17 protein-coding genes and 1 riboswitch are annotated in these 22557 nt (G+C 64.8%); of the genes, 6 read left to right on the top strand and 11 right to left on the bottom strand.

Annotated features, from left to right (window positions below; all coding sequences use genetic code 11):
- The first annotated feature begins 3 nt into the window (after nucleotides 1-3).
- Both AB5Y54_RS13210 and AB5Y54_RS13205 read left to right on the top strand, forming a co-directional pair.
- Nucleotides 4-483, top strand: a complete 480-nt coding sequence (locus AB5Y54_RS13210) for a GNAT family N-acetyltransferase (protein WP_124813427.1) — start codon at nucleotides 4-6, stop codon at nucleotides 481-483.
- 60 nt (nucleotides 484-543) lie between these two features.
- Nucleotides 544-879, top strand: a complete 336-nt coding sequence (locus AB5Y54_RS13205; RefSeq protein ID WP_124813426.1) for a DUF3802 family protein — start codon at nucleotides 544-546, stop codon at nucleotides 877-879.
- A 302-nt stretch (nucleotides 880-1181) separates the two neighbouring features.
- Here AB5Y54_RS13205 and msrA read toward each other — a convergent pair whose 3' ends face one another.
- The gene (msrA, locus tag AB5Y54_RS13200; RefSeq protein ID WP_010674365.1) at nucleotides 1182-1814 is read right to left on the bottom strand and encodes a peptide-methionine (S)-S-oxide reductase MsrA; all 633 of its coding nucleotides are present in this window, start codon (nucleotides 1812-1814) and stop codon (nucleotides 1182-1184) included.
- Nucleotides 1815-2066: 252 nt separating this feature from the next.
- On the opposite strand from msrA, the gene argA reads away from it, so the two are divergent.
- Together argA and lysC are read left to right on the top strand one after the other, a co-directional pair.
- Nucleotides 2067-3395 (top strand): amino-acid N-acetyltransferase, encoded by a 1329-nt coding sequence (gene argA, locus AB5Y54_RS13195; RefSeq protein ID WP_041215931.1) that lies wholly within the window; start codon nucleotides 2067-2069, stop codon nucleotides 3393-3395.
- Nucleotides 3396-3504: 109 nt separating this feature from the next.
- Nucleotides 3505-3729, top strand: a riboswitch (Lysine riboswitch).
- Nucleotides 3730-3816: 87 nt separating this feature from the next.
- Nucleotides 3817-5169: a lysine-sensitive aspartokinase 3 gene (gene lysC, locus AB5Y54_RS13190; protein ID WP_201972232.1), complete on the top strand. Its 1353-nt coding sequence runs from the start codon at nucleotides 3817-3819 to the stop codon at nucleotides 5167-5169.
- Between the two features lie 116 nt (nucleotides 5170-5285).
- On the opposite strand, the gene AB5Y54_RS13185 is transcribed toward lysC, so the two are convergent.
- Nucleotides 5286-6380 carry a hypothetical protein gene (locus AB5Y54_RS13185; protein ID WP_124814254.1) on the bottom strand — a complete coding sequence of 365 codons (1095 nt, stop codon included), beginning with the start codon at nucleotides 6378-6380 and terminating at the stop codon, nucleotides 5286-5288.
- Between the two features lie 251 nt (nucleotides 6381-6631).
- Between AB5Y54_RS13185 and AB5Y54_RS13180 the strand changes: the two genes are divergently transcribed.
- On the top strand, nucleotides 6632-8902 hold the full coding sequence (locus tag AB5Y54_RS13180; protein ID WP_201972230.1) for an LTA synthase family protein: 2271 nt from the start codon (nucleotides 6632-6634) through the stop codon (nucleotides 8900-8902).
- 479 nt (nucleotides 8903-9381) lie between these two features.
- Here the strand turns inward: AB5Y54_RS13180 and AB5Y54_RS13175 are convergent, their stop codons facing one another.
- From AB5Y54_RS13175 to AB5Y54_RS13150, 6 genes are all read right to left on the bottom strand, one after another.
- Complete coding sequence (locus AB5Y54_RS13175) at nucleotides 9382-9699, bottom strand: heavy metal-binding domain-containing protein (protein WP_010674360.1); 318 nt, start codon at nucleotides 9697-9699, stop codon at nucleotides 9382-9384.
- A gap of 378 nt (nucleotides 9700-10077) precedes the next feature.
- A complete protein-coding gene (locus AB5Y54_RS13170; protein WP_041212859.1) occupies nucleotides 10078-11370 on the bottom strand; it encodes an NAD(P)/FAD-dependent oxidoreductase in 1293 nt (430 codons plus the stop codon).
- A gap of 74 nt (nucleotides 11371-11444) precedes the next feature.
- A complete protein-coding gene (gene ycfP / locus AB5Y54_RS13165) occupies nucleotides 11445-11984 on the bottom strand; it encodes an alpha/beta hydrolase YcfP (RefSeq protein ID WP_005331594.1) in 540 nt (179 codons plus the stop codon).
- Between the two features lie 184 nt (nucleotides 11985-12168).
- The gene (locus AB5Y54_RS13160) at nucleotides 12169-13977 is read right to left on the bottom strand and encodes a M3 family oligoendopeptidase (RefSeq protein WP_111896732.1); all 1809 of its coding nucleotides are present in this window, start codon (nucleotides 13975-13977) and stop codon (nucleotides 12169-12171) included.
- A gap of 78 nt (nucleotides 13978-14055) precedes the next feature.
- Entirely contained in the window at nucleotides 14056-15846 is a 1791-nt protein-coding gene (locus tag AB5Y54_RS13155; RefSeq protein ID WP_368153899.1) for a M3 family oligoendopeptidase, read from the bottom strand.
- A gap of 169 nt (nucleotides 15847-16015) precedes the next feature.
- Nucleotides 16016-16927, bottom strand: coding sequence for a DUF808 domain-containing protein (locus AB5Y54_RS13150; protein ID WP_048207424.1), 912 nt, complete (start codon nucleotides 16925-16927; stop codon nucleotides 16016-16018).
- Between the two features lie 206 nt (nucleotides 16928-17133).
- Here AB5Y54_RS13150 and AB5Y54_RS13145 point away from each other — a divergent pair, with 206 nt between their 5' ends.
- On the top strand, nucleotides 17134-17694 hold the full coding sequence (locus AB5Y54_RS13145) for a DUF924 family protein (RefSeq protein WP_109113243.1): 561 nt from the start codon (nucleotides 17134-17136) through the stop codon (nucleotides 17692-17694).
- Between the two features lie 96 nt (nucleotides 17695-17790).
- Here the strand turns inward: AB5Y54_RS13145 and AB5Y54_RS13140 are convergent, their stop codons facing one another.
- The 3 genes from AB5Y54_RS13140 to secD all read right to left on the bottom strand — a co-directional run bounded on the left by AB5Y54_RS13140 (nucleotide 17791) and on the right by secD (nucleotide 22486).
- A complete protein-coding gene (locus AB5Y54_RS13140) occupies nucleotides 17791-19410 on the bottom strand; it encodes a methyl-accepting chemotaxis protein (RefSeq protein ID WP_103858521.1) in 1620 nt (539 codons plus the stop codon).
- A 249-nt stretch (nucleotides 19411-19659) separates the two neighbouring features.
- Nucleotides 19660-20574 (bottom strand): protein translocase subunit SecF, encoded by a 915-nt coding sequence (gene secF, locus AB5Y54_RS13135; RefSeq protein ID WP_174213908.1) that lies wholly within the window; start codon nucleotides 20572-20574, stop codon nucleotides 19660-19662.
- 109 nt (nucleotides 20575-20683) lie between these two features.
- Nucleotides 20684-22486: a protein translocase subunit SecD gene (secD, locus tag AB5Y54_RS13130; RefSeq protein ID WP_029314367.1), complete on the bottom strand. Its 1803-nt coding sequence runs from the start codon at nucleotides 22484-22486 to the stop codon at nucleotides 20684-20686.
- Between the last annotated feature and the right edge of the window lie 71 nt (nucleotides 22487-22557).

Raw genomic sequence — 22557 nt, 5'->3', positions numbered from 1 at the left:
CCCATGCCGTCTCTTTCTTCTTCTCGCATCGTCCCCCTCGAGGAGGCGCACATACCAAGGCTGCTGGATCTGTTCGAGCAGTCGGTACGCCGCCTGGGGCCTGCACACTACAGCCCGGAGCAGGTGGAGCAGTGGGCCAGGGGGGCCCATCACCCGGGGCTTGCCAGCCAGTTGCGCGAGCACCATGGCTGGGTCATCGAGCAAGACGATGTGCCCCTTGGCTTTGCCACCCTGAGCGATGACGGTCATCTCAGCCTGCTCTACGTGAGCGCGGATCATCCGCGCCAGGGGCTCGGCACCCTGCTGCTGGAGCGGGTGCTGGCAGCCGCCAGCCAGATGGGGCTTGGCAGCCTCACCACGGAGGCGAGCGCCTTCAGCCTCGCCCTCTTCCTGCGTCACGGCTTCCTGCTGACCGGATTGGAGACGGTGGAGCGCGGCGGTGTCCAATTTATCCGCCATCGGCTCCACTTCCGCTTGCCATGACGGGTTCAGCCACTAAAATACGCACCATTTCCCCAAGGCAATGAAGAAAGGGCAGCCATCATGGTGGTAGAGAGCGACGGTTACATTGCGCTGATCGAGTATCTGGTAGAGAGTCTGGGTCTGTTCGAGAGCCAGCAACAAGGCGGCGGTGCCCAGACCATCGAGGATTTGGTGAGCAGCCGGGTGGCCGACAACCTGATGACCATCTGCGAGCAGAACCCCCAGCTCGACCCCAAGGTGCGCTTCCTGATCATGCAGGAGGCCGATGCCGTGGTCGCCGACCTGGAAGAGGTGCTCTCCGCCGTTTGGTTGTCCGCCCCCAGCGAAGCCCAGCAAGCCTTCCTCATCGAGTTCATCGACCTCATCAAGAACCTGTTCGACAGCACCATCGGCTGATCCCATCCCTGCCGTGACGGCAAGGGGACGAGATGCAATGAGGCGAGGAGTGAGGCGGGACGCCCAATGAAAAGGGCCGCCTCATCGGGCAGCCCTGCTTGCTAGCATTGTCAATTCATCGCGCTTGTCAGAGTAATGAATTTCGGGGCAAAAAATGTGTCTGGTCTTGGCAACCATCCGTGGTCGCTACCCTGTTGGTCAGCCAGGGTTCAGTTTAGTTCCCCACCTGACGCATTTTTTTCAATTATTTTTCATCACAATGACACGGGGGCCTGATGGCCCCCGTGGTATGCATTGATGCCTCAGCGATTCAGGCTGGGAGGCAGGCAGACACCGATGCCCCCCAGGCCGCAATACCCCTCGGGATTTTTCTCCAGATATTGCTGGTGATAATCCTCGGCATAGTAGAAGGGGGCCAGCGGCAGGATGCGGGTGGTGATGGTGCGCCCGTCACCGCTCGCCGTCATGGCCTGCTGGTAGGCGGCCAGGCTCTGCTGGGCAATCGCCTCCTGGGTGTCGTCCCCGACGAAGATGACGGAGCGATACTGGGTGCCGATGTCGCCACCCTGGCGCATCCCCTGGGCCGGATCATGGTGTTCCCAGAACAGCTTGACGAGATCCCCATAGCTGATGACCTTGGGATCGAACACCACCTGCACCGTCTCGGCGTGGCCGGTCAGGCCGCTGCACACCTCCTTGTAGGTGGGATTGGGGGTCAGCCCCCCCTGATACCCGGCGGCGGTGGAATAGACCCCGGGCTGCTGCCAGAACAGACGCTCCACACCCCAGAAACAGCCCATGCCGAACCAGGCAAGCTCCATCCCCTCGGGCCAGGGCCCCTGGGTCGGGTGGCCGTTTACTGCGTGCACCTGGCCAATCTCCAGCGCTTCCCGCCGTCCCGGCAGCGCCTCTGCCGGTGAAATAATCTGCTCCATATGCCCTGTCCTTGTATAAAACCCCGCGCAATGCGGCTGACGAAAAGGAACACCGAAGATATCAGGTTATTAGCCCGGATCAACCAGGGAGCGGCCCCCGGGGCTACCCTCCCGCCCTCGCCTGCGTCTCCCCCTCCCCGCCCGCACTGGTCAAAATGGCGACAAAAAAACATCAAGTCGATATTTAGTCTTGATTTGTGAATTTATTTTCATATATTGGGCAAATTGCTGCTTTTTTATGGAATGAAACACGTGCGTGAACGCGAACCCAGCCTGGTCCATGCCTTTCGGCAATCCACCCCCTATGTCAATGTGCACCGGGGTGCCACCTTCGTCCTGATGATCGGCGGGGAAGCCATTTGTCACCCCAATTTCGCCAACATCGTCAGCGACATCGCCCTGCTGCAGACCTTGGGGATCCGCCTGGTGCTGGTGTTTGGTTCGCGTCCGCAAAATGACGAGGCCCTGGCCCGCGCCGGCATTCAGGCCCAGTATCACAAGCGGATCCGGGTCACCGACGATGCCAGTTTCGCCATCATCAAGCAGGTGTGCGGCGGTCTGCAATACGACATCACCGCCCAGCTCTCCATGGGCCTCGCCAACACCCCCATGCAGGGGGCCCGCATCAGCGTGGTGAGCGGCAACTTCGTCACCGCCCAGCCGCTGGGTGTGGATGACGGCATCGACTTCTGCCACAGCGGCCGGGTGCGTCGCATCGATGTGGAGGGGATCACCCGCCAGCTGGATCAGCACGGCCTGGTGCTCATCTCCCCCATCGGCTGCTCGGTCACCGGCGAGAGCTTCAACCTGAGCTCGGAAGAGGTAGCCCGCCGGGTGGCGGTGGATCTCAAAGCCGACAAGCTCATCTGCTTCAGCAGCACCCAGGGGGTAATGGACAGGCACGGGGAGGCCATCTCCGAGCTCTTCCCCGAGCAGGCCGAAGAGCTGCTGGTGGCGCTGGAGCAGGCGGGGGAAGAGATGTCAGGCACCGCCCGCTACCTGCGCGCGGCCATCGCCTCCTGCCGGGGTGGCGTGCCCCGCTCCCACCTGGTGAGCTATCAGGACGACGGCGCCATGCTGCAGGAGCTGTTCAGCCGCGAGGGGCTGGGTACCCAGATCGTGCGCGAAAGCGCCGAGCGGGCCCGGGCCGCCACCATTGAAGACATCGGCGGCATCCTGGATCTCATCCGTCCGCTGGAGGAGGAAGGGATCCTGGTGCGCCGCTCCCGGGAGCAGCTGGAGATGGAGATAGACAAGTTCACCATCATCGAGCGGGACGGCCTCATCATCGGCTGCGCCGCCCTCTATTGCTTCATGGAAGAAGCCATGGCCGAGATGGCCTGCGTCGCCATCCACCCGGAGTATCGCAACTCCAACCGGGGAGACACCCTGATCGCCAAGGTGGCCGAGCGGGCCAAGCGGCTCGGCATCCGTCGCCTGTTCGTACTCACCACCCGCTCCATCCACTGGTTCCGGGAGCGGGGCTTCGATCCCCTGGAAGTCGAAGATCTGCCGGTGGAGCGCCAGCGCTTCTACAACTGGCAGCGTCGCTCCAAGGTTTTGTCCAAGACCATTTCGTAACTGATTGATCTTGTGCCTGGTTACCGTCAATTTTGTTCTTTTTTACGAACTCGATTGACAGTGCAATCCAGACCAAGGTATTTGTACATGCACGCCACCTGTCACAGGTGGCACCAGAAGAGGAGCGCTGCCCAGGCAGCCCAGGGGAGGACACCAGTGTCCGGTGAACTTGGGTCAGGGGGAGCAGCGCCGAGACGAGGCGAGTGACTGGACACCGCCACGTCGGCTGCGGGGGCTGAATCCCCCGGGTTGTCATCGGTAGTGGTCATCCCACACCGCGCCCCACTTGGGGCGGGTACGGGATGGGCTCTGCAGGTGGAGTGCTTCTGGCCGGGATCCTCGCGTTTTCCTGCCATTTTTTGCCTCCTCCTCTCTATTTGCCCGATGAAACCGGATTTTCACCTTGAGACAGGAGTATGCAATGAACCCGATCAATGTCGCCAAGTTTGGCGGAACCAGCGTCGCCAATGCCGCGGCCATGAACCACTGCGCCGACGTGGTGCTGGCCAATCCGGCGACCCGGGTGGTGGTGCTGAGCGCCAGCGCCGGCGTCACCAACCTGCTGGTGAGCCTGGCTCAGGGTGAACTGGACGAAGCCGGACAGGATGCCCAGCTTGCCAGGCTTGCCGACATCCAGCTGGCCATTCTGGCCGCCCTTGGCAACCCGAGCGACGTGAGCGCCCTCATCCATGCCCAGCTCGGCGACATTCGCACCATGGCCCGTCAGGCCAGTCAGCAAACCGACGCCGAACTCGCCGATCGCCTCATCGCCTGCGGCGAGCTGATGTCCACCCGTCTCTTTACCGAACTCCTGCACCAGCGCGGGGTCAAGGCCCAGTGGCAGGATGCGCGCCAACTGCTGCGCACCGACAGCCGCTTTGGCAAGGCCACCGTGGATCTCGCGGCGACCCGCGCCCTCTGCCAGCAGGCGGTGGGCCCGTTGCTGGGTGACAGCCTGGTCATCACCCAGGGCTTCATCGGTGCCGACGGCGATGGTCGCACCACCACCCTCGGCCGTGGCGGCTCCGACTACAGCGCGGCCCTCCTGGCCGAGGCACTGGACGCAGGCAGCATCGAGATCTGGACCGACGTGCCCGGCATCTACACCACGGATCCCCGCCTGGTTACCCGCGCCCGCCCCATCCCCGAAATCAGCTTCGTGGAGGCGGCGGAGATGGCCACCTTCGGAGCCAAGGTGCTGCACCCGGCCACCCTGCAACCCGCGCTGCGCCAGGACATCCCGGTGTTCGTGGGCTCCGCCAAGGATCCCGCCGCCGGTGGCACCTGGATCCGCGCCACCACCCGCAGCAACCCGCTGTTCCGGGCCGTGGCCCTGCGCCGCCAGCAGGTGCTGGTGACCCTGCACAGCCTCAACATGTTCCACGCCTACGGCTTCCTGGCCGAGGTGTTCGGCATCCTGGCCCGTCACCGCATCTCGGTGGATCTCATCACCACCTCCGAGGTGAGCGTCTCCCTGACCCTGGATCACACCGGCAGCCAGAGCAACGGCGAACCCATCCTGAACGACAAGGTGCTGGCGGAGCTCGGCCAGCTGTGCAAGGTGGAAGTGGAGACCGGCTTCGCCCTGGTGGCGCTCATCGGCAACCGCATGAGCGAAGCGGCCGGGGTGGGCAGCCAGGTGTTCGACGCCATCCGCGAGCACAACATCCGGATGATCTGCTACGGCGCCAGCGCCCACAACCTCTGCTTCCTGGTCAAAGAGGACGAGGCGGGCCACATCGTCAACTGCCTGCACCGGGAACTGCTCGACTGAGTCGCCCCAGCGCTGGCACACAACGAGCCTCCTCCGCCCCATCACACCCGGGGCGGCCTTCCCCACTCAGCAAAGAGGGGCGCCGCGGCGCCCCTCTTGTCACTCTTCTTTCACCATCAGCTGGTGACCAGGGTGGCCCGGGTGGGCAGCAGATTGGCCCGGATCTGCTCGCGCAGCCCTCCCAGCCGTTGCAGCAACCCGGCCTGACCGAGCCCCGCTTCGTCAGGGGCCAGATTGTCCACCAGGGCCGGGAAGTGGTCCCGTACCGCCTGCTCCAGCCAGTCGAGGCGGCGCAGGGTGAGCGGGCCGCAGCTCTTGCCGCTGAGGTCGTCCAGGATGTCGAGCCGATGGCTGCGGTACATGTCGCGCCACCAGTTGGCCGCCAGCGCCTCGTCGCTTGCCAGCGCCGCACTCCACTCCCCCACCAGTCCCTGCATCCGCGCCAGCACGGGGGCGCTCGCCCCCTCCCGCGACAGGTATTGCAGCTCTCCCCTGGCCCAGGCGAGGCAGAGCTCGCGCCAGCGGCGAAACAGCGGCAAGGGATCCGCCTCGTCCAGCCAGAGCCCGGAGAGGGTGCGGGTTTCCAGCCGCTCAGGCACGTGGAAGTCGGGATCGGTGAGGCCGTTGGAATTGAACTCGTGCAGGGGATCGAAGGGCCACATGTAGCCAAAATCGAACACCGAGATATGCTGGCCGTCATCCAGCAGGTTGCCCGGGCTCGGATCCCAGTCAAACCAGCCCCAGCGGGCCAGCTCCGCCTCCACCGCCAGCATCTGCGCCAGGTTGCGCTCGCAGAGCGTGCGCACCGGCTCCCCCCGCAGCCAGGGGGAGACCAGCACCCCGGCCCGGGCGGAGCCGAAACTGGTACAGACCACGTTGGAGAGGATGGTGGGGTGCAGTTCCCGCAGGCTCTCTATCTCCCGACGCCGCTCCAGCTCGGTGAGAAAGGCGGTCTTGCCGTCCACATTGGCCACCAGAGAGTCCTGGCGGCAGCGTTTCAGGCACCAGTGGTGCCCCTCCACCTTGAGATGGAACACCTCGGCGGTGAGCCCGTGACCGTAGACCTTGACGACGTCCGGGTGATCCTCGGTCAGCCGGACGAGCTGGGGCAGCGGCAGGGGGCAGTCCCGCTCCCGCCCGATCCGGATCTCTTCTTTGCTCTCCAGCATCTGGAGCAATCTGGCCTGACGCGCCGCAACTTTGGGATTCATACATGTACCTCCAACCGTTACTGAGAGACTAAACAGCGCCCCCCTCCCAGACCAGCAGCAAAGGCTCATGATGACGCTTTCATCACAGAATGAGTGCCCCTGGCGGATCGGGATCACAAATTGCTTCACAGTGCTCATCACGGAATATTCATCTTGTTGTCATTAAATTGACATCAAGGAACAAGCCACGCACCATCGGGTCAAAATAGAGGCAGTCGTCGCTGCCATGACCGCTCCAAGGATGAGCCCTTATGAATGCCCCCGTCACCGGCCACCGCCCCGCCTCCCAGCCCCTGGCCGGGCTGTTGCTGGCTCTGCTGACCGCCCTGCTGCTGCTGACCCTCGCCCTGCCGCTGCTCAACCCCGTCAGCTGGCTCGGGCGTGCCGCCCCCCTCATTCTGGGCCCGGCGGATCAGCCCATCGCTACCCTCAATCGCTACAGCCTGCTCTACAAAAGTGACAACCGGGGCTTCTATCTGGTGGTGCGCAGCCAGTGGCAACTGCTCAAACCCCTGCAGGAGGGGGACAAGGTGCGGGTGGAGCTGCTCAACGACAAAGGGGTGCGCATCGATCAGCTGAGCCAGGCGGTGGACAAGCGCCAGAAGTGCCGCAAGGAGCGCTGCACCCTGAGCCTCAACAGCGCCCTGCGCGCTCCCGACGACGCCCTGGACAGCCGCTACCAGCTGCGCATCGGGCTGCTGCTGGCAGACAGGCCGGAGAGCGCCGAATACAGCCAGATCCTCCAGACCCTGCCGGAGCGCGGTTTCAACCTCCTCTACCTGATGACCAGCCTGCTGCTGGTGCTGCTGGTGAGTGCCGCCGTGCTCAAGGCACTGCTGCCGCGGCTGCGCCGAAGCTACCGCGCCCGGGTGGCAGGCAGCCTGCTGCTCGGCAACCTCACCTTCGTGCTGCTCCACGGCTTCGTGGTGTTCAAGCTGGGGGAATTCCTGTTCTGGTCGGGCTTTCGGCCCGAGCACTACTACCTCGCCTGGGGCAGCATGGTGCTGGGCTGGAGCCTCTGCGCCCTCGCGGGCTTCAGCCTCTATATGGGGCTGCTCTTCACCGCCCTCTCGGGCATCGGGCTGCTCGCCAACTTCATGAAGATCGCCATCTACGGGGTGCCGCTGGGGGGGGACGATCTGGGCAACCTGCTGGCCCTGCTGCACATCCTGCTCGATCAGCACCCTGTGGTGCCGGTGCTCGTCGTGCTGGGGCTCCTTTTTCTGGTGTGGCGTTTTGCCCTCTCCCGCTGGATCCTGCGGGGCTTGCTGCGCACCGCCGCCGCCACCGCCGCCTTCTTCGCCCTCTGCGTGTTCGCCACCCAGACCGGCAACAAGCTGCTCGGGGCCAACATCCGCTACGTGGACAGGGCGGTGAACTACCACAGGGACATCATCCGCGCCGGCCCCGGCCTCTACCTGTTCAACCTGGTGGACGAGATGCTGCAAAGCGGCAACGTGTTTCGCTACCCCTTGCAGATCAACGAGCGCACCCCGGAGCTGAGCCTGCCCGCCCAGCCCAGGGCACCCCGCTTCGATCTGGTGATCGTGCTGCAATACGAGTCACTCTGGCTTGACTGGCAGGGCCGTCTCTGCGCCCCCGCCCCCACCTTGAGCCTGCCCGCCAGCGTGGCCCAATGGCGCAAGACCATCCACTCCCCCACCACGGGCGGCATGACGGTACTGGCGGAGTTCGAGATGAACACCGGCCTGCCGGTGGGCCTGCTCAAACAGGGGGTGGTGCCCTACTACTACCTCTCGGACAAGGTGCCCGGCCTTGCGCGCAGCGCAGCCCAAAGCGGCTACCAGACCCTGTTCGCCCACCCCTATGTGGAGAAGTTCTGGGGCCGCGCCAAGGCGATCCCGGCCCTCGGCTACCAGGAGCGCTGGTTCGATACCCGCTTCACCGCCCTCGAGCACAAGGGGCTCTACATCTCCGACGATGCCCTCATCGATCACCTGCTCAAACGCAGCAACCAGGACGATCAGCCCCTGTTCGCCTACGCGGTCACCATGCAGGGGCACGGCCCCTTCGACGGGGATCGCTACCGGGCCCAGCAGCACAGCGGCGCCTGCCCGGATCAGAGCCCGGCGGATACCCAGTTGCTCAACACCTACTACACCGGGGTGGTGGACGCCATGGCCTCCCTGGAGCGGCTGCTCAAGACCCTGGACAACTCCGGCAAGCGCTACCTGGTGGTGGCCTTCGGGGACCACCAGCCCTTCCTGATGTCGGCCGGCAAGGGCATCCACGGCGCCAAACCGCCACGGGATGCCAGCTACCAGATCCCCATGATGGCCTTCACCCGGGCCGGGGACGGGCTGGATCTCGCCCGCCAGTTCGACCCGGTGCGCCAGCTCTACCAGATGGGCCAGGCCACAAGGCAACTGCTGGCGGGGGACCTCACCCCCATCCGGGACCAACCCCTGCTCCACCCGGTGCTCGGGGAGGAGAAAGGCTTCGACCCCTCCCCCCTGGTGCCGCAGATCCGCGCCAGCTTCCGGCCCGATGCATTGCCCTGATCGATTGAGACACGAGGGACACAGATCCTTGCAACACCTTCCGGGCCGATGCCCTGCCCTGATCCGCAGCGAACTAGCAGACGACAAAGAGGTCGCCCGGGCGACCTCTTTTTATGGGCGGGATGCGAGTACAGTGCCGCCTGCACCTCGCCATGTCCGTCCCGACCTGGGCTCTGCGACCCCTGACAGGTCATTTTTTGTTTAGATATATCAAACGATAACTCATTATCGAATAGCAAAATTGAACAACTTTGCCGACCTTCAGGCCCTGTGCCTCCCCATGTTCCCGCACCTTCTCCGGGCCGGGCCATTTTCTCCCTCATTCCCGGCCAGCCCAGAGCCATCGGAGCGTTCGATACGTTCAGGCCTTGAGCCCCACTCACTTGCGCCCACCTTTGCGCGTCACACCCAGCAAAAAGCCGACCTCGGGGTCGGCTTGTGACGGGGCGTTTGGCCATGCAGGGCCGGGCACTGGCGGGCTAGATCACCACGGCGGTGCCGCTGATACTGACCATCAGCATGCTGCCGTTCTGGCCCACCACCTCGTAGTCGATGTCGATGCCCACCACGGCGTTGGCCCCCAGCGCCTGGGCACGCTCCTTGAGCTCCTCGAAGGCGATCTCCCGGGCCCGGGCCAGCTCTTTTTCGTAGGCGCCGGAGCGACCGCCGATGATGTCGCGGATGCCGGCGAACAGATCCTTGAAGATGTTGGCGCCGAGGATGGCTTCGCCCACGACGATGCCGCGGTACTCGCGAATGGTCTTGCCTTCCAGGGTGGGGGTGGTTGAGAGGATCATGAGGTCTCCTGTGAGTTGGGCTGGGTGCGCGAAGCACCGTTGCCGTCATGGTAGCAAGGTGTTGGCCAAAGCATAAGCCCGGCGTGGTCAGGGGCTTCAAGCACAGCGCCCGCCAGTTTCATCAAGGTGCCATCCATACGGCCTGTGTCGTGCCACTTTCCCCCGCACAGCGACCTTGGGCTCCGGTGCTGGGGAGAGGGCTTCCGGCCACGATGAAAGCGGGGCCTTGATGATGCAGACACGACGGCAGCTGCACCGGCCCTCTGCGTCTTCGCCCTGAACGGCGGCAGGCGCTGCCAGGAGCGCCCCGCGTCGGCCATAAAAAAAGGAGAGGCAAGCCTCTCCTTTCTGATGTTCGCAGCGGCAGCCGCCATGCACTCAGTGCAGCTTCATGCTCGGGCGCAGCACCCGGTTGATGCGGCCCACCAGCATGATGAGGCCGGTCTTGATGTAGCCGTGCAGGGCCACCTGGTGCATCCGGTAGAGGGAGATGTAGACGATGCGCGCGATGTAGCCCTCCACCATCATGGAGCCCCGCATCAGGTTGCCCATCAGGCTGCCCACGGTGGAGAAGCGGCTCAAGGAGACCAGGGAGCCGTGATCGTGATAGCGGTAGGGCTTCATCTCGCCGCCATTCATCTTGGCCAGGATGTTCTTGAACGCCTGGGTCGCCATCTGGTGGGCGGACTGGGCGCGGGGCGGCACGAACTTGCCGTCCGGCTGCGGGCAGGCGGCGCAGTCGCCGATGACGAAGATGTTCTCGTCCCGGGTGGTCTGCAGGGTCTCGTGGACCACCAGCTGGTTGATGCGGTTGGTTTCCAGGCCCGCGATCTCCTTCATGAAGTCCGGCGCCTTGATGCCCGCGGCCCACACCATGAGGTCTGCTTCAATCAGCTCCCCATCCTTGGTGTGCAGGCCCTCGGCGGTCGCCTCGGTGATCATGGTGGCGGTGCGCACGTCCACGCCCAGCTTCACCAGCTCCTGATGGGCGGAGCCGCTGATGCGCTCCGGCAGGGCCGGCAGGATGCGAGGGCCCGCTTCCACCAGGGTCACCTTCAGGCTGTCTGTGGTGAGGTTCTTGAAGCCGTAGGCGTAGAGCTGCTCCACCGCGTTGTAGAGCTCGGCGGAGAGCTCGACGCCGGTGGCGCCGCCGCCGACGATGGCGATCTTCACCTTGTCACCGGGCTGGTATTCGGTGGCGAACTGCAGGAAGCGGTTCATCATGCTGTTGTAGAAGCGGTGCGCCTGGGAGGGGCTGTCCAGGAAGATGCAGTGATCCTTGATGCCCTTGGTGTTGAAGTCGTTGGAGACGGAGCCGATGGCCATCACCAGGATGTCGTAAGCCACTTCCCGCTCGTTGACCACCAGGGCGCCGCTCTCGTCGTGGATCGGCGCCAGCACGATGCGTTTCTCGTCGCGCTTGATGTCGGTCAGGCTGCCGAGCTGGAATTCAAAGCCGTGGTTCTTGGCGTGGGACTGGTAGCTCAGGGCATCGATGCCCGCATCCATGGAGCCGGTGGCCACTTCGTGCAGCAGGGGTTTCCACAGGTGGGTGCGATTGCGATCCACCAGGGTGATCCTGGCCTTGTTCTTCTTGCCCAGCTTGCGGCCCAGGCTGGTCGCAAGCTCGAGACCACCGGCGCCACCGCCTACAACGACAATATTCATCATGATGATTTTCCTTGGTTCCTCAAAACGAAAGGGAGCCATTGGCTCCCTAAAACGAAATCGGTTGACGTGATGGCTCAGGCTTCTTTGAAGGCCTTCATCCGTTGCAGATGGTGCGAGATGTTCTTGAACTTATGGGTCTCGCGCTCATCCCATACGATGTCGTAATAGTTCTTCAATTCACGTTCAGTGTCCCGATTATCGCGGATTTCATCCTGAACGGAAAGGATGCACAGGCAGTTTCCTGAATTTTTATTACGAAATTCGGTTACACACTTGGTGCCGATGTCCTCGTACTCCTCCGGCCTGTCGATCTTGCCCTGCATGTTCTCTTCCGGGTGCAGATTGGGGTTGAAGACCACCTGCTTGATGCCGCACAGAAACCCGATCCGCTCGCTCCAGTAGCCACCCAGGCCCACGCCGCAGATGAGGGGTTTGGGATCGGTGCTCATGTCGAGCTGCTTCTTCACTTCCTTGAGCAGGTGGCTCATGTCGTGGCGGGGGTGAACCGTGCTGTAGTGCACGAAACGCACATCATCATCGATAAACTGCAACTGCAGCACTTTTTCATGATTGCCGGGGCTGGTGGCATCAAAGCCATGCAGATAGATGATCATGGACAAGACCTCAAAAACTGTGTCGGTTCTATCGAAACTACCCCAGCGACAGGGCCTTGCGCCACCAAAACATCCCACTTTCTTGCTTTGGATCACGCCCCTTCGGGCCACCAAACCGCGCGTCGGGGCCGCTGTGGCAGCGCCATGCCCCGGCGGGACATGGCGCAAACCGGGTCTGGCGAGGTTAACTGCCGCACTGGGCGAAGCGCGCCACCGCCGCTTCCACCAGGGCCAGGCTCCCCTGCCAGAAGGCGGGTTTTCGAATGTCCTGCCCCAAATGCCGTTCGACCAGTTCTTCGGCGCTCATGCGACCGGTGTCTCGCAGCAGGGCGCGGTAGGCCTTCGCCACCCCCGCCTCCCCTGCGGCCTGGCGGCTCATCAGTTGCTGATAGACCCCGAGGCTGAACAGATAGCCAAAGAGGTAGGGGTAGTTGTAAAAACCGAAGCCCGCGATGGAGAAGTGCGCCTTGGCGGCCCAGAACAGGGGGTGATAGCGATCGAGGCTCTGCTCGTACCAGCGCCCCCAGGCCTCGTCGGTGAGCCCCTTGAGCCGGGCCGACGACACATAGCCCTGCTCGCGCTCGGCCACCAGGGCCCGCTCGAAGTCGAAGCGGGCCGGGATGTTGACCAGGAAGGTGGCGGCGCCGTCGGCATCCGCCCAGGCGATGGCCAGACGCTCCTCGGCGCTTCGGGCCTGCTCGTAGAGGGCGCTGCGCACCAGGGTCTCCGCGAAGATGGAGGCGGTCTCCGCGAGCGTCATGGGGTAGCTGCGCTGGCTCATGGGCAAGTCGCGGATGAGCCAGTTGTGCCAGGCGTGACCGAGCTCGTGGGCCAGCGTGATGACGTTGTCCATGGTGCCCGCATAGGTGATGAAGACCCGCGGCTCCACCGGCTCGGCAAACTTGGTGCAATAGGCCCCGGTGCGCCGGTTGGGGGTGGGGGCGGCATCAATCCAGCCGCGCTCGGCCATCATGCGGGCAAAGTCCCCCATCTCGGGGTCAAAGCGCGCGAAGGCCTGGGCGATGATGTCGACCGCCTCCTCGAAGGGGATCTCCCGGCGGCTGGCGGCAGGGGGCGGCGCAAAGAGATCCTCCGGCCCCAGCACCTCGAGGCCGAGGTGACCGGCCATCAGCCCCAGAGCCCGCTGGCCCAGATGACGGGCCTGCCAGGTCTCCGCCATCAGGGTATCTAGGGTCGCCCGCTCGATGTGGCTCTGGTGGCAGGAAACGTCCAGGGCATCGAGGCGCCGGTGTTTGCCGCGCTGGCGCGAGAGCTCCAGGCGCCAGCCGTTGAGGGCGTTGAGGATGGCCGCCACCGTCTCCTGCTCCCCTTCCCAGCCGGCGCTGATGGCATCGAAGGCCTCTTTGCGCAGGGCCCGATCCGGGCTGGAGAGCAGGTTGCTCGCCTCCGCCAGCCCCATCTCGCGACCCGCGATCACCAGCCTTATCTTGCCCACCAGATCGTTGTAGAGGTTGCCCCAGGCGTGCAGGCCATCGGTGCCAAGGCCGATGACCAGTTGCTCCGCCTCCACCGGCAGCCGCTGATCCTGCAGGCGGCGCTCGTGGCGCAGCCGGTACCCCTCCTCCCCGAGCAGGGGGTCGGCCATCAGTTGCTCAAACTCGGGCGCAGGCAGCCCCAGCATCAGATCTTCGATGGGGGCAAGCGTCTTGAACAGATCCGCATTGAGGGCTCGGGCCCGGGAGGCAACCTGCTTGGCGAGGGGATCCCGGGCGTCCTGGCTCCCCTTGCAGGCGGCCAGCACGGCGATATTCCAGCCGATGTCGCGAATGCGCCGGGCCCGCAGGCGTACCTCCCTGAGGAAGTCCTGCAAGGCGCCTGGGGTGCGAGGCACCTGGGCCAGTCCCTCGATAAAACCGCTCAGCTCGGCTAGGCTGGCGCGGGCCAGGCTCATGTCCGCCTCGAGGACACAGCTGTCGAGGGAGGGGTAGATGTGATCATTTTGCCACTGCTGTGGATAGACTCGTTGTTGCATCGAACGCTCATCGTCAGGGACGGGCCTGGCCCGTCGTGAAATCCAGGTGGCCAGAGCCACCACCTTCGCGGGCAGGCATCACACCAGCCGCTCGAGGCGCACCACCGCCTCTTCCACATAGCGCAGACTCTCCTGCCAGAACCCGGGTTCGCGGATGTCGACCCCCAGGTGCTTCTCCACCAGCGCCTCGGCGCTCATGCGGCCGGTATCTCGCAGCAGGGCGCGATAGGCGGGCACAAACTCGCCCCCGGCCCGCGCATGCTGGGCATAGAGCCCCAGGCTGAAGAGATAGCCAAACAGATAGGGGTAGTTGTAGAACCCGGACTCGGCGATGGAGAAGTGGCCCTTGCTGGCCCAGAACAGCTCGTCATACTGGCTGAGGGCGTCACCATAGCACTGCTGCTGCGCCGATTTCATCATCTCCCGCATCTGGCTCGCCCCCACGTAACCCGCCTCCCGCGCCGTCACCAGGGCGCGCTCGAAGGCAAAGCGGGCGGGGATGTCGAGCAGCAGGCTCGCGGCCCGCTCCCCGTCCAGCCAGGCGATGGCCCGGCGCTGCTCCACCTTGTCGGTGGCGGCCAGCAGGGCATCGCGCACCAGGATCTCGGCAAAGAGGGAGGCTGTCTCCGCCAGCGTCTTGGGGTAGCCCCGCTGCTCGAAGGGAAGATCCCGCAGCAACCAGCTGTGCCAGGCATGACCGAGCTCATGGGCCAGGGTGATGACGTTGTCCATGGTCCCCTCGAAGGTGAGGAAGACCCTTGGCTCGGGCGGATCGGCATACTCGGTGCAATAGGCGCCGCTTCGCCTGTGCTCGCTCGGGGCGGCATCGATCCACCCCTTGTCGGCCATCATGCGGACAAACGCCCCCATCTCGGGATCGAAGGCGGCAAAAGCCTCCATCACCAGATTCAGCGCCTGCTCGAAGCCGAACTTGCCGTGCATGGCCTGGGGCGCCGGGGCAAAGAGATCCCAGGGGGCGAAGTCGGTGATCTGCTGGGCGCAGGCCATGGCCCGCAAGGCTCGGCGCCCGAGCTCCCTGTGCTCCCCGGCCGCCGCCATCAGAGTCTCCAGGGTCGCGCCCGTGATGTGCTCCTGATGGCAGGTGACCTCGAGGGCATCCAGCCTGCGCCCCTTGCCACGCTGGCGGCCGAGCTCGTTGCGCCAGCCGTTGATGGCGTTGAGAATGGCGGCCACCGTCTCCTGCTCCGCCTCCCAGGCGCCCTGGATGGCGTGCCAGGCACTGGCGCGCCGTGCCCTGTCCGGGTGGGCGAGCAGGTTGTCCGCCTGGGCAAGCCCCATGGGCACCCCCTCCACCACCGGCAGCAGCCGCCCCACCAGGTTGTCGTAGAGATCCCCCCACCCCTGCAGGCCGTCCACCGCCAACCCCTCGATGATCTGCTCGCTCTCGAGCGAAAGCCACTGATCCTGCAGCGCTCTGTCGTGATGGATCTGGTAGGCCAGCTCGAAGAGTTCGGGATCTTGCAGCAGGGTGCGCACCAGTGACTCGGGGGCGCGAACCCAAAACAGGTCCACCGGCTTGCTGCGCTGGGCCAGGGTCGCCTCCAGCTGCTGGCCCCGGGAGAGCAGTACCCGGGCCTCCTCGTCGCGCCCGTTCTGGCTCAGCCGGTTGTAACCATAGACCTGGCTGTTCCAGGCCAGGGTCTTCACCCCGTTGGCCTCGCGGCGGATGGCCCGCAGCAGGTGGCGCAGGGCATTGGCATCCGCAACGGGATGGGCGGGATCCGGCAGGTCCGCCAGGAGGGCGTCAAGCCGGGTGAGGGCGCGGGCAGCCTCCTGGAAGGCGGCCTCGATGGCAGGATCGTCGGGGGCGGCATAGATGTGATCATCTCGCCAAACGGGTGGTTTCATGGTTGTCCTTGTCTGTTTGCGTCCATATCGGGTCACCCCGCCTCTGCGGGCGGGTGAAACCGGATAGTACGAAGGGGGCCAGGCACTTGCCTAGCCCCCATTCGAGGCAACCAGCAGAAGAGCGCCCCCGGGTGCGACGGCCCCTGTCGGCCCTCCCCCGACAAGCGGCCTATTTGGCGGGCTGAAGCTTGCTCACCAGGGTCATGGCCACCACCAGCACCAGCCCTGCCACCACGCCGGCCAGGGCGCTCAGCAGGGTGGGCGTCACCACGGCCAGTACCCCGCCGACCCCGGGCAGGGCGGCCACCATGTCCGCCGTCCCTTCGATGAGGTGATGGAGGAAGGGCCAGCCATGGACCAGAATGCCGCCGCCGACCATGAACATGGCGATGGTGCCCACCAGGGCAAGCAGGTGCATCAGACGGGGCGCCGTCACCAGCAGCCCCTGCCCCACCGCCCGGCGCACGGCGCCGCCATCGGGCTTTTGCAACAGGTGCAGACCGATGTCGTCGAGCTTGACGATGAGCCCCACCAGGCCATAGACCCCGACGGTCATCAGCAGGGCGATGCCCGCCACCACGGCGATCTGCAGGCCCAGGCTCGCCCCCTGCACGGTACCGAGGGCGATGACGATGATCTCCGCCGAGAGGATGAAATCGGTGCGAATGGCCCCCTTCACCTTCTGGCGCTCATAGGCCGCCAGATCCTCGGGCACCGGCGCCGCCTGATGCGCCTCTTCCTCGTGGGGCAGGAACTTGTGGACCAGCTTCTCCGCCCCCTCGAAACAGAGGTAGGCCCCCCCCAGCATCAGGAGCGGGGTGATGAGCCAGGGGATAAGAGCACTGATGGCGATGGCGGCAGGCACCAGAATGAGCTTGTTGCGAAACGACCCCTTGGCCACCGCCCACACCACCGGCAGCTCACGCTCGGCCCGCACCCCGGAGACCTGCTCTGCATTGAGGGCGAGATCGTCCCCCAGCACCCCGGCCGTCTTCTTCGCCGCCACCTTGGTCATCAGGGCGACATCATCGAGCACGCTGGCAATATCATCGAGCAGGGTCAACAAACTGGCTCCGGCCATATCTGGCATTCCTTCTATTGAGTGGGACACATCCGGGCTGCCCCGGTCAGGGTGATGAGGGGGTCAGGGGATCACGGGCCCATCCGGGGATCACCCTTTGGGGCAAAAGATGGCACAGTGTAACGGGAAGCCGCCACGGCTGCAGCCCCCCATGGCAGATCCCCTGCTCCGTTTTCACCTCACGGCCACCGGCCCAAGGAGTTCCCATGCAACCCTGGCAACCTCTGCTCGATTTCTGGTTTGGCGATGACGCAGACGACGCCCCCCGTGCCGCCCGTCAGGCCCCCCTCTGGTGGGGCAAGAGCAGCGAGACCGATGCCCTGCTGGCCTCACGCTTCGGCGAACTGGCGGCCCGTGCCGCAGCGGGCGAGCTCGCCCGTTGGGAGGACGATCCCGCAGGGCGCCTGGCCCTCATCCTGCTGCTGGACCAGCTGCCGCGAAACCTTCACCGCAACACCCCCGCCGCCTTCGCCCAGGACGACAAGGCCAGGGCGCTGTGCCTCAAGGGGCTCACCCTCGGGGTCGACAAGGGGCTCTCGCCGCTGGCCCGGGTCTTCTTCTATCTGCCCCTCGAGCACGCGGAGTCCAGAGAGCAGCAGTCCAGAAGCGTCGCCCTGTTCGAGGCGCTGGCCGACGAGCAGGCCACAGGCCCGGCCCGGGCCACCTTCGAAGGCTTTGCCGACTTTGCCCGGCGCCACCAGGTGATCGTCGATCGCTTTGGCCGCTTCCCCCACCGCAAAGCCATCCTGAGCAGGGCGAGCACGTAGGAAGAGGCCGCCTTCCTGCAACAGCCCGGTTCGGGGTTCTGACATAAAAAAATCCCCGCCATGGGCATGGCGGGGAGAGAACAACCGATCCGCACCTCACTGGATGCGATAGCGGGAGATCTGCTGGTGGATATTCTCCGTGGTCACGTTCAGCTCCTCTGCGGCGGCGGAGGTCTCCTCCGCCGTGCTGCTGGTCTGCTGCACCACCTGGGCTATCTGCTCGACCTGGAGGGCGATGGATTCCGCCGCCGAGGTCTGCTCGCGGATGGCCAGGGTGATCTCGCCGACCTGATCCATGACGCGATGGGAGGCCTGGCGGATCTGGGTGATGATGGCCCCGCTTTCCGTCGCCATGGCCACCCCTTGCGCCACCTTCTCCTCCACCAGGACCATTCTGGCCACCGTGGCCTCGGACCCTTGCTGGATAGCCTCCACCGTCCTTGAGATCTCCTGGGTCGACTGGGCCGTCCGCTCCGCCAGCTTGCGCACCTCGTCTGCGACCACCGCAAAGCCGCGTCCCTGCTCACCGGCCCGCGCCGCCTCGATGGCGGCGTTGAGCGCCAGCAGGTTGGTCTGCCCCGCCACATCGTTGATGACGTTCACCACCCCACCGATGCGGGAGATCCCCTCCCCCAGCGCCGTCACATCGCGGGAGGCCTGACGAATGGCGTCGGCGATGTCGTTGATGGCGAGCACAGTGCGCTCTATGGTGGCCCCGCCGTCACTGGCGAGCTTGCCGGATTCATTGGTGATGCGGCTGGTCTCCTGGGTGCGCTGGGAGATGTCCGTGATGCTCACGCTCATCTCCTCCACCCCGGCGGCGATAAGGCTGGTGGCGTCATTGGCCTGACTCGCCGACTCCGCCATGTGCTGGGCCGCCTGGGAGAGGGACTCTGCCGTGCTCTTGATCTGCAGGCTGCCCACTGAGAACTCGGTGAAGGTCTGCTGCAAGGTGTCCAGCAGGCGGTTGACCGCCGTCAGCGTCTGGCCGATCTCGTCCTGCTGGCTCACATTGGCCCGCAGGGTGAAGTTCAGGTCGCGCTGGATCTCGGACAGGGTCGCCATGGCCAGACGGAGGGGATTGGCGACCTGCCTGAACAGCCAGAGAAAGAGCACCAGCGTGAGGGCACCCGCGCCCACCGAGATGAACAACAGGGCCTGCATGCTGCTATCGGCATTCTGCTCGCCTCGCAGCTTGACGGCGTCACCTTGCTGGATGTTGAAGTGGACGTGCTTGTCGATGGCCTGGGAAAGCTGCTCAAACAAGGGGGCAAGCTCCTTGTCGATCGCCTCTCTGGCCTCCACATTCTTGTTCTCGCGGGACAGGCGCAGGACGTCTTCAGAGGCCTTGCCGTACTGGGCAACCAGGCGCCGATCATCGGCGACGAGCTGCCTGTCCTCCTCATTGGAGATCATCCCGCTTTCATACTGGCTCAGCAGGGCGTCCATCTTGGTGTGAAGGGATGCAATGCTCTGCTCTATCTGACTCATCTTGCCGTCGTCGGTGTTGAGCACGTGCGCCTGGATCAATGAATGCAGGGCGTAGAAGTCTGTTTGTATCTCCTTGATCGTGGAAATGCTGGGGACTGTGTTGTCTGTTACATAGCTGAGATCCGCATTGGCGGAGGAGAGTCTGCTGATACTGAACCAGCTGAGACACCCCAGGGCCAGCATGACCAGCAGGGCAATGAGTTGAAGCCGACGAGCGATATTCATGAGTGCTTACTCCATCCATAGACTCCCTGCCAGGGTAGCCGATGCGGGCCCCGAAAATAGCGCCTAAAACATGCATTTCATTACACTTTTCAACTTCTGCTCGGCCGCGTCACACCCGCCGCCCCAACCCGGCCTTCGGGACCGCCGCCCCCCTCTGGCAGAATGGAAAAAGGAAGGCATTCGCCTTCCTTTTTTGCCCGGGGCGGCCGCACTGGCCGCCCATGAGCCCCGTGACAGGGCGCTCGCCGGTCACGCCGCCTCGGCCAGCTCCTCCTCTTTTTTCTGGTAGGCCTGGGGGGAGAGCCCCAGCAGCTCCTGCACGGTGGAGGCCACCGTGATGGAGGAGAGCGTCCCCACCAGGATGCCTGCGAACAGGGTGAAGGAGAAGCCGTAGAGGGCGTCGCCGCCGAACAGGAGCAGGGCCCCCACGGTGAAGAGGGTGGTGCCCGAGGTGATCATGGTGCGGCTGAAGGTGGCCTTGATGGCCACGTCCGAGCACTCGTGGATCCCCATGCGGGTACGAGACCCCAGCAAGTCCCGCAACCGGTCCGAGATGACGATGCTGTCGTTGAGGGAGTAGCCTATCACCGCCATCAGGCCCGCGATGACGTTGAGGTCGAACTCGATGTCAAAGAGCGCGAGCAGCCCGATGGCCACCAGACCGTCGTGCAGTACCGACACCAGGATGCCGATGGCTTGGCGCCACTCGAAGCGCACCGCCAGGTAGGCGGAGATGGCGAGCGAGGCCACCAGCACCGCCAGCATCCCCTGCTGGAACAGCTCTGCGCCCACCTGGGGCCCGACGATGGTGGTGCGCAAGAGCTCCACCGGCAAGGCGAGTTGCTGCCCCAGCATGGTCGCCAGATCCTCCGCCGCCCAGGGCAGCGCGTGGGGGGGCAGCTTGATGAGCCACTCGCCGGGCACACCGGCGCCGTGCAGCTCCACCACCCCCGCCAGGGGCGCCGTCAGCAGAGCATTGAGCTCATGGGCCTCTTTCAGGGTCTGGATGCGAAACTCCAGCAGGATCCCGCCGGTGAAATCGAGCCCGAGGGCGAGCCCTTTTGTCGCAAGGATGGCCACGCAGGCCAGGGTCAGCAGCACGGAGGCCCACAGCCCGATATAGCGCCAGCGGGTCAGCCCCATGGCCAGGATCATTCTCAGCATTGTTCTTCCCTCGACGTCAGGTGGTTCAGGCTTCCCGGCAGGAAGCGGTCGGTGCGCAGGTCATGCAGACTCACGGGCGCGGCGTCATGGTGATGAAGTCGGTTCATGGTCATACCCTCAGCAGCTTGGCGCGGCTGTTGCCCCACAGGGGGTTGATGATGGCGCGGGTGCCCCAGATGCCGGTCACCATGCTGGAGATGAGCCCCAGGATCAGGGTGATGGAGAAGCCCTGCAGCGGCCCGGAACCGATGGCATAGAGCACCACGGCGCAGATGAGGGTGGTGATGTTGGCATCGAAGATGGTGCGAAACGCCGAGCGATAACCAAAGTCGATGGCGTTGGCCAACGAACCCCCTTCCCGCAGCCGGTCCTTGATCCGCTCAAAAATCAGCACATGGGTATCCACCGCCATGCCGACGGTGAGCACCAGACCGGCGATCCCCGGCAGGGTCAGCACGGCCCCCGGCAATACCGCCAGCATGCCCACCTGCATCAGCAGGTTGGCAACCAGCGCCGTGATGGCGACCCAGCCGAACTTGCGATACCAGGCCATCATGAACAGCATCATGCCCGCCATGCCGAATGCCAGGGCGGTGAAGCCCGCCTCGATGTTCTGCAGACCCAGGGTCGGGCCAATGCTGCGCTCCTCCAGGATCTTCAGCGGCGCGGTGAGGGCCCCGGCCCGCAGCAGCATGGCAAGCTCCTGGGCCTCCGGCAGGCTGCCGATCCCGGTGATGCGGAACTGGTTGCCAAGGGCGGTCTGGATGGTGGCGACGTTGATCACCTCGCTTCGGGCGCGCAGCTTGCCTTCGGCGTTGGTCTTGTACTCGGTGAAGACGGTGGCCATGGGCTTGCCCACGTGCTGGCGGCTGAACTGGTTCATCTTGCTCCCCCCCAGGGTGTCGAGCACGATGTTGACCTGGGGCTGCCCCATCTCCCCCATGTTGGCGCGGGCATCGACGATATGCTCGCCGCTCAGCACCGGCTGGCGGGCCAGCCCCACTGCCTGGCCGCTGCGATCCGCCATGAAGAAGCGGCTGTCGGCCTTGGCTTCATAGAAGGCCAGGGACGCGGTGGCGCCGATCACCTCTTTCGCCTGCTTGGGGTTGTGCACCCCCGGCAGCTCGATGCGGATGCCGTCCTGCCCCTGACGCACCACCGAGGCCTCGACGATGCCGAGCTCGTTGATCCGCTTTTTCAGGATCGACAGGTTCTGGGTCACGGCGTTGTTCACCAGCAGGGTGCGCTCGGCGTCGCTCAGCACCAGGGTCAGTGCATTGCCGGAACGGCTCAGTGTCCACTGATCCTGGCGGGTACCGGCACTCTCCTTGATGATGGAGAGCCAGGCCTCCTGCCCCGCCACGTCGGGCAGGGTGACGGCCACGCTCCCCTGGGCGGTGCGCATCACGCTGGCCCCCCGCAGGTTGGCCTCGCGAAAACGGGTGCGCAGGGTATCCACCAGGTTCTTGGTCTGGTTGTCGATGACGAAATCCACGTCCACCCCGATCAGCAGCTGGGAGCCGCCGCGCAGGTCCAGCCCGAGCTTGATGGGGTCGGCGCCGAGCCGGCTGATCCAGGCCGGGGCGTTGGAGTAGAACTCCAGGGTCAGGGCGGCGCTGTCCAGCCCCTGCTGCTCCAGCAACTGCTTGGCCAGTTGCTGCTCCCCCTGGCTGGCGAACACCAGCGCCATCCGGCCACCCTGGGCGATCTGCTTGAGGGGGTCGATGTGGTTCTCGGCCAGCAGGGTGCGCTGCGCGTCGCTCAGGCGCGACTGGCCGTGCAGACCGAGGGAGGGCTGCTCACCGAAGAAGGTGGGCAGGGAATAGAACGCGAACGTGACCAGCATCAGCAGCAACAGGGCGTACTGCCACAGGCTCATGCGGTTCAACACGGTATGACTCTTTTTTCTCATGAAGTCGGCCTCTGTCAGGCGATGGCAAGGGGCGACACCGGGGTCGCGCCGTGCAAAAAAATGAAACAAGA

It is taken from the genome of Aeromonas sp. s9, from assembly GCF_040907765.1.
Taxonomy (GTDB): Bacteria; Pseudomonadota; Gammaproteobacteria; order Enterobacterales; family Aeromonadaceae; genus Aeromonas; species Aeromonas caviae.
The sequence above is the reverse complement of the archived record's forward strand: the minus strand, read 5'-3'. Positions and strand labels throughout refer to the sequence as shown.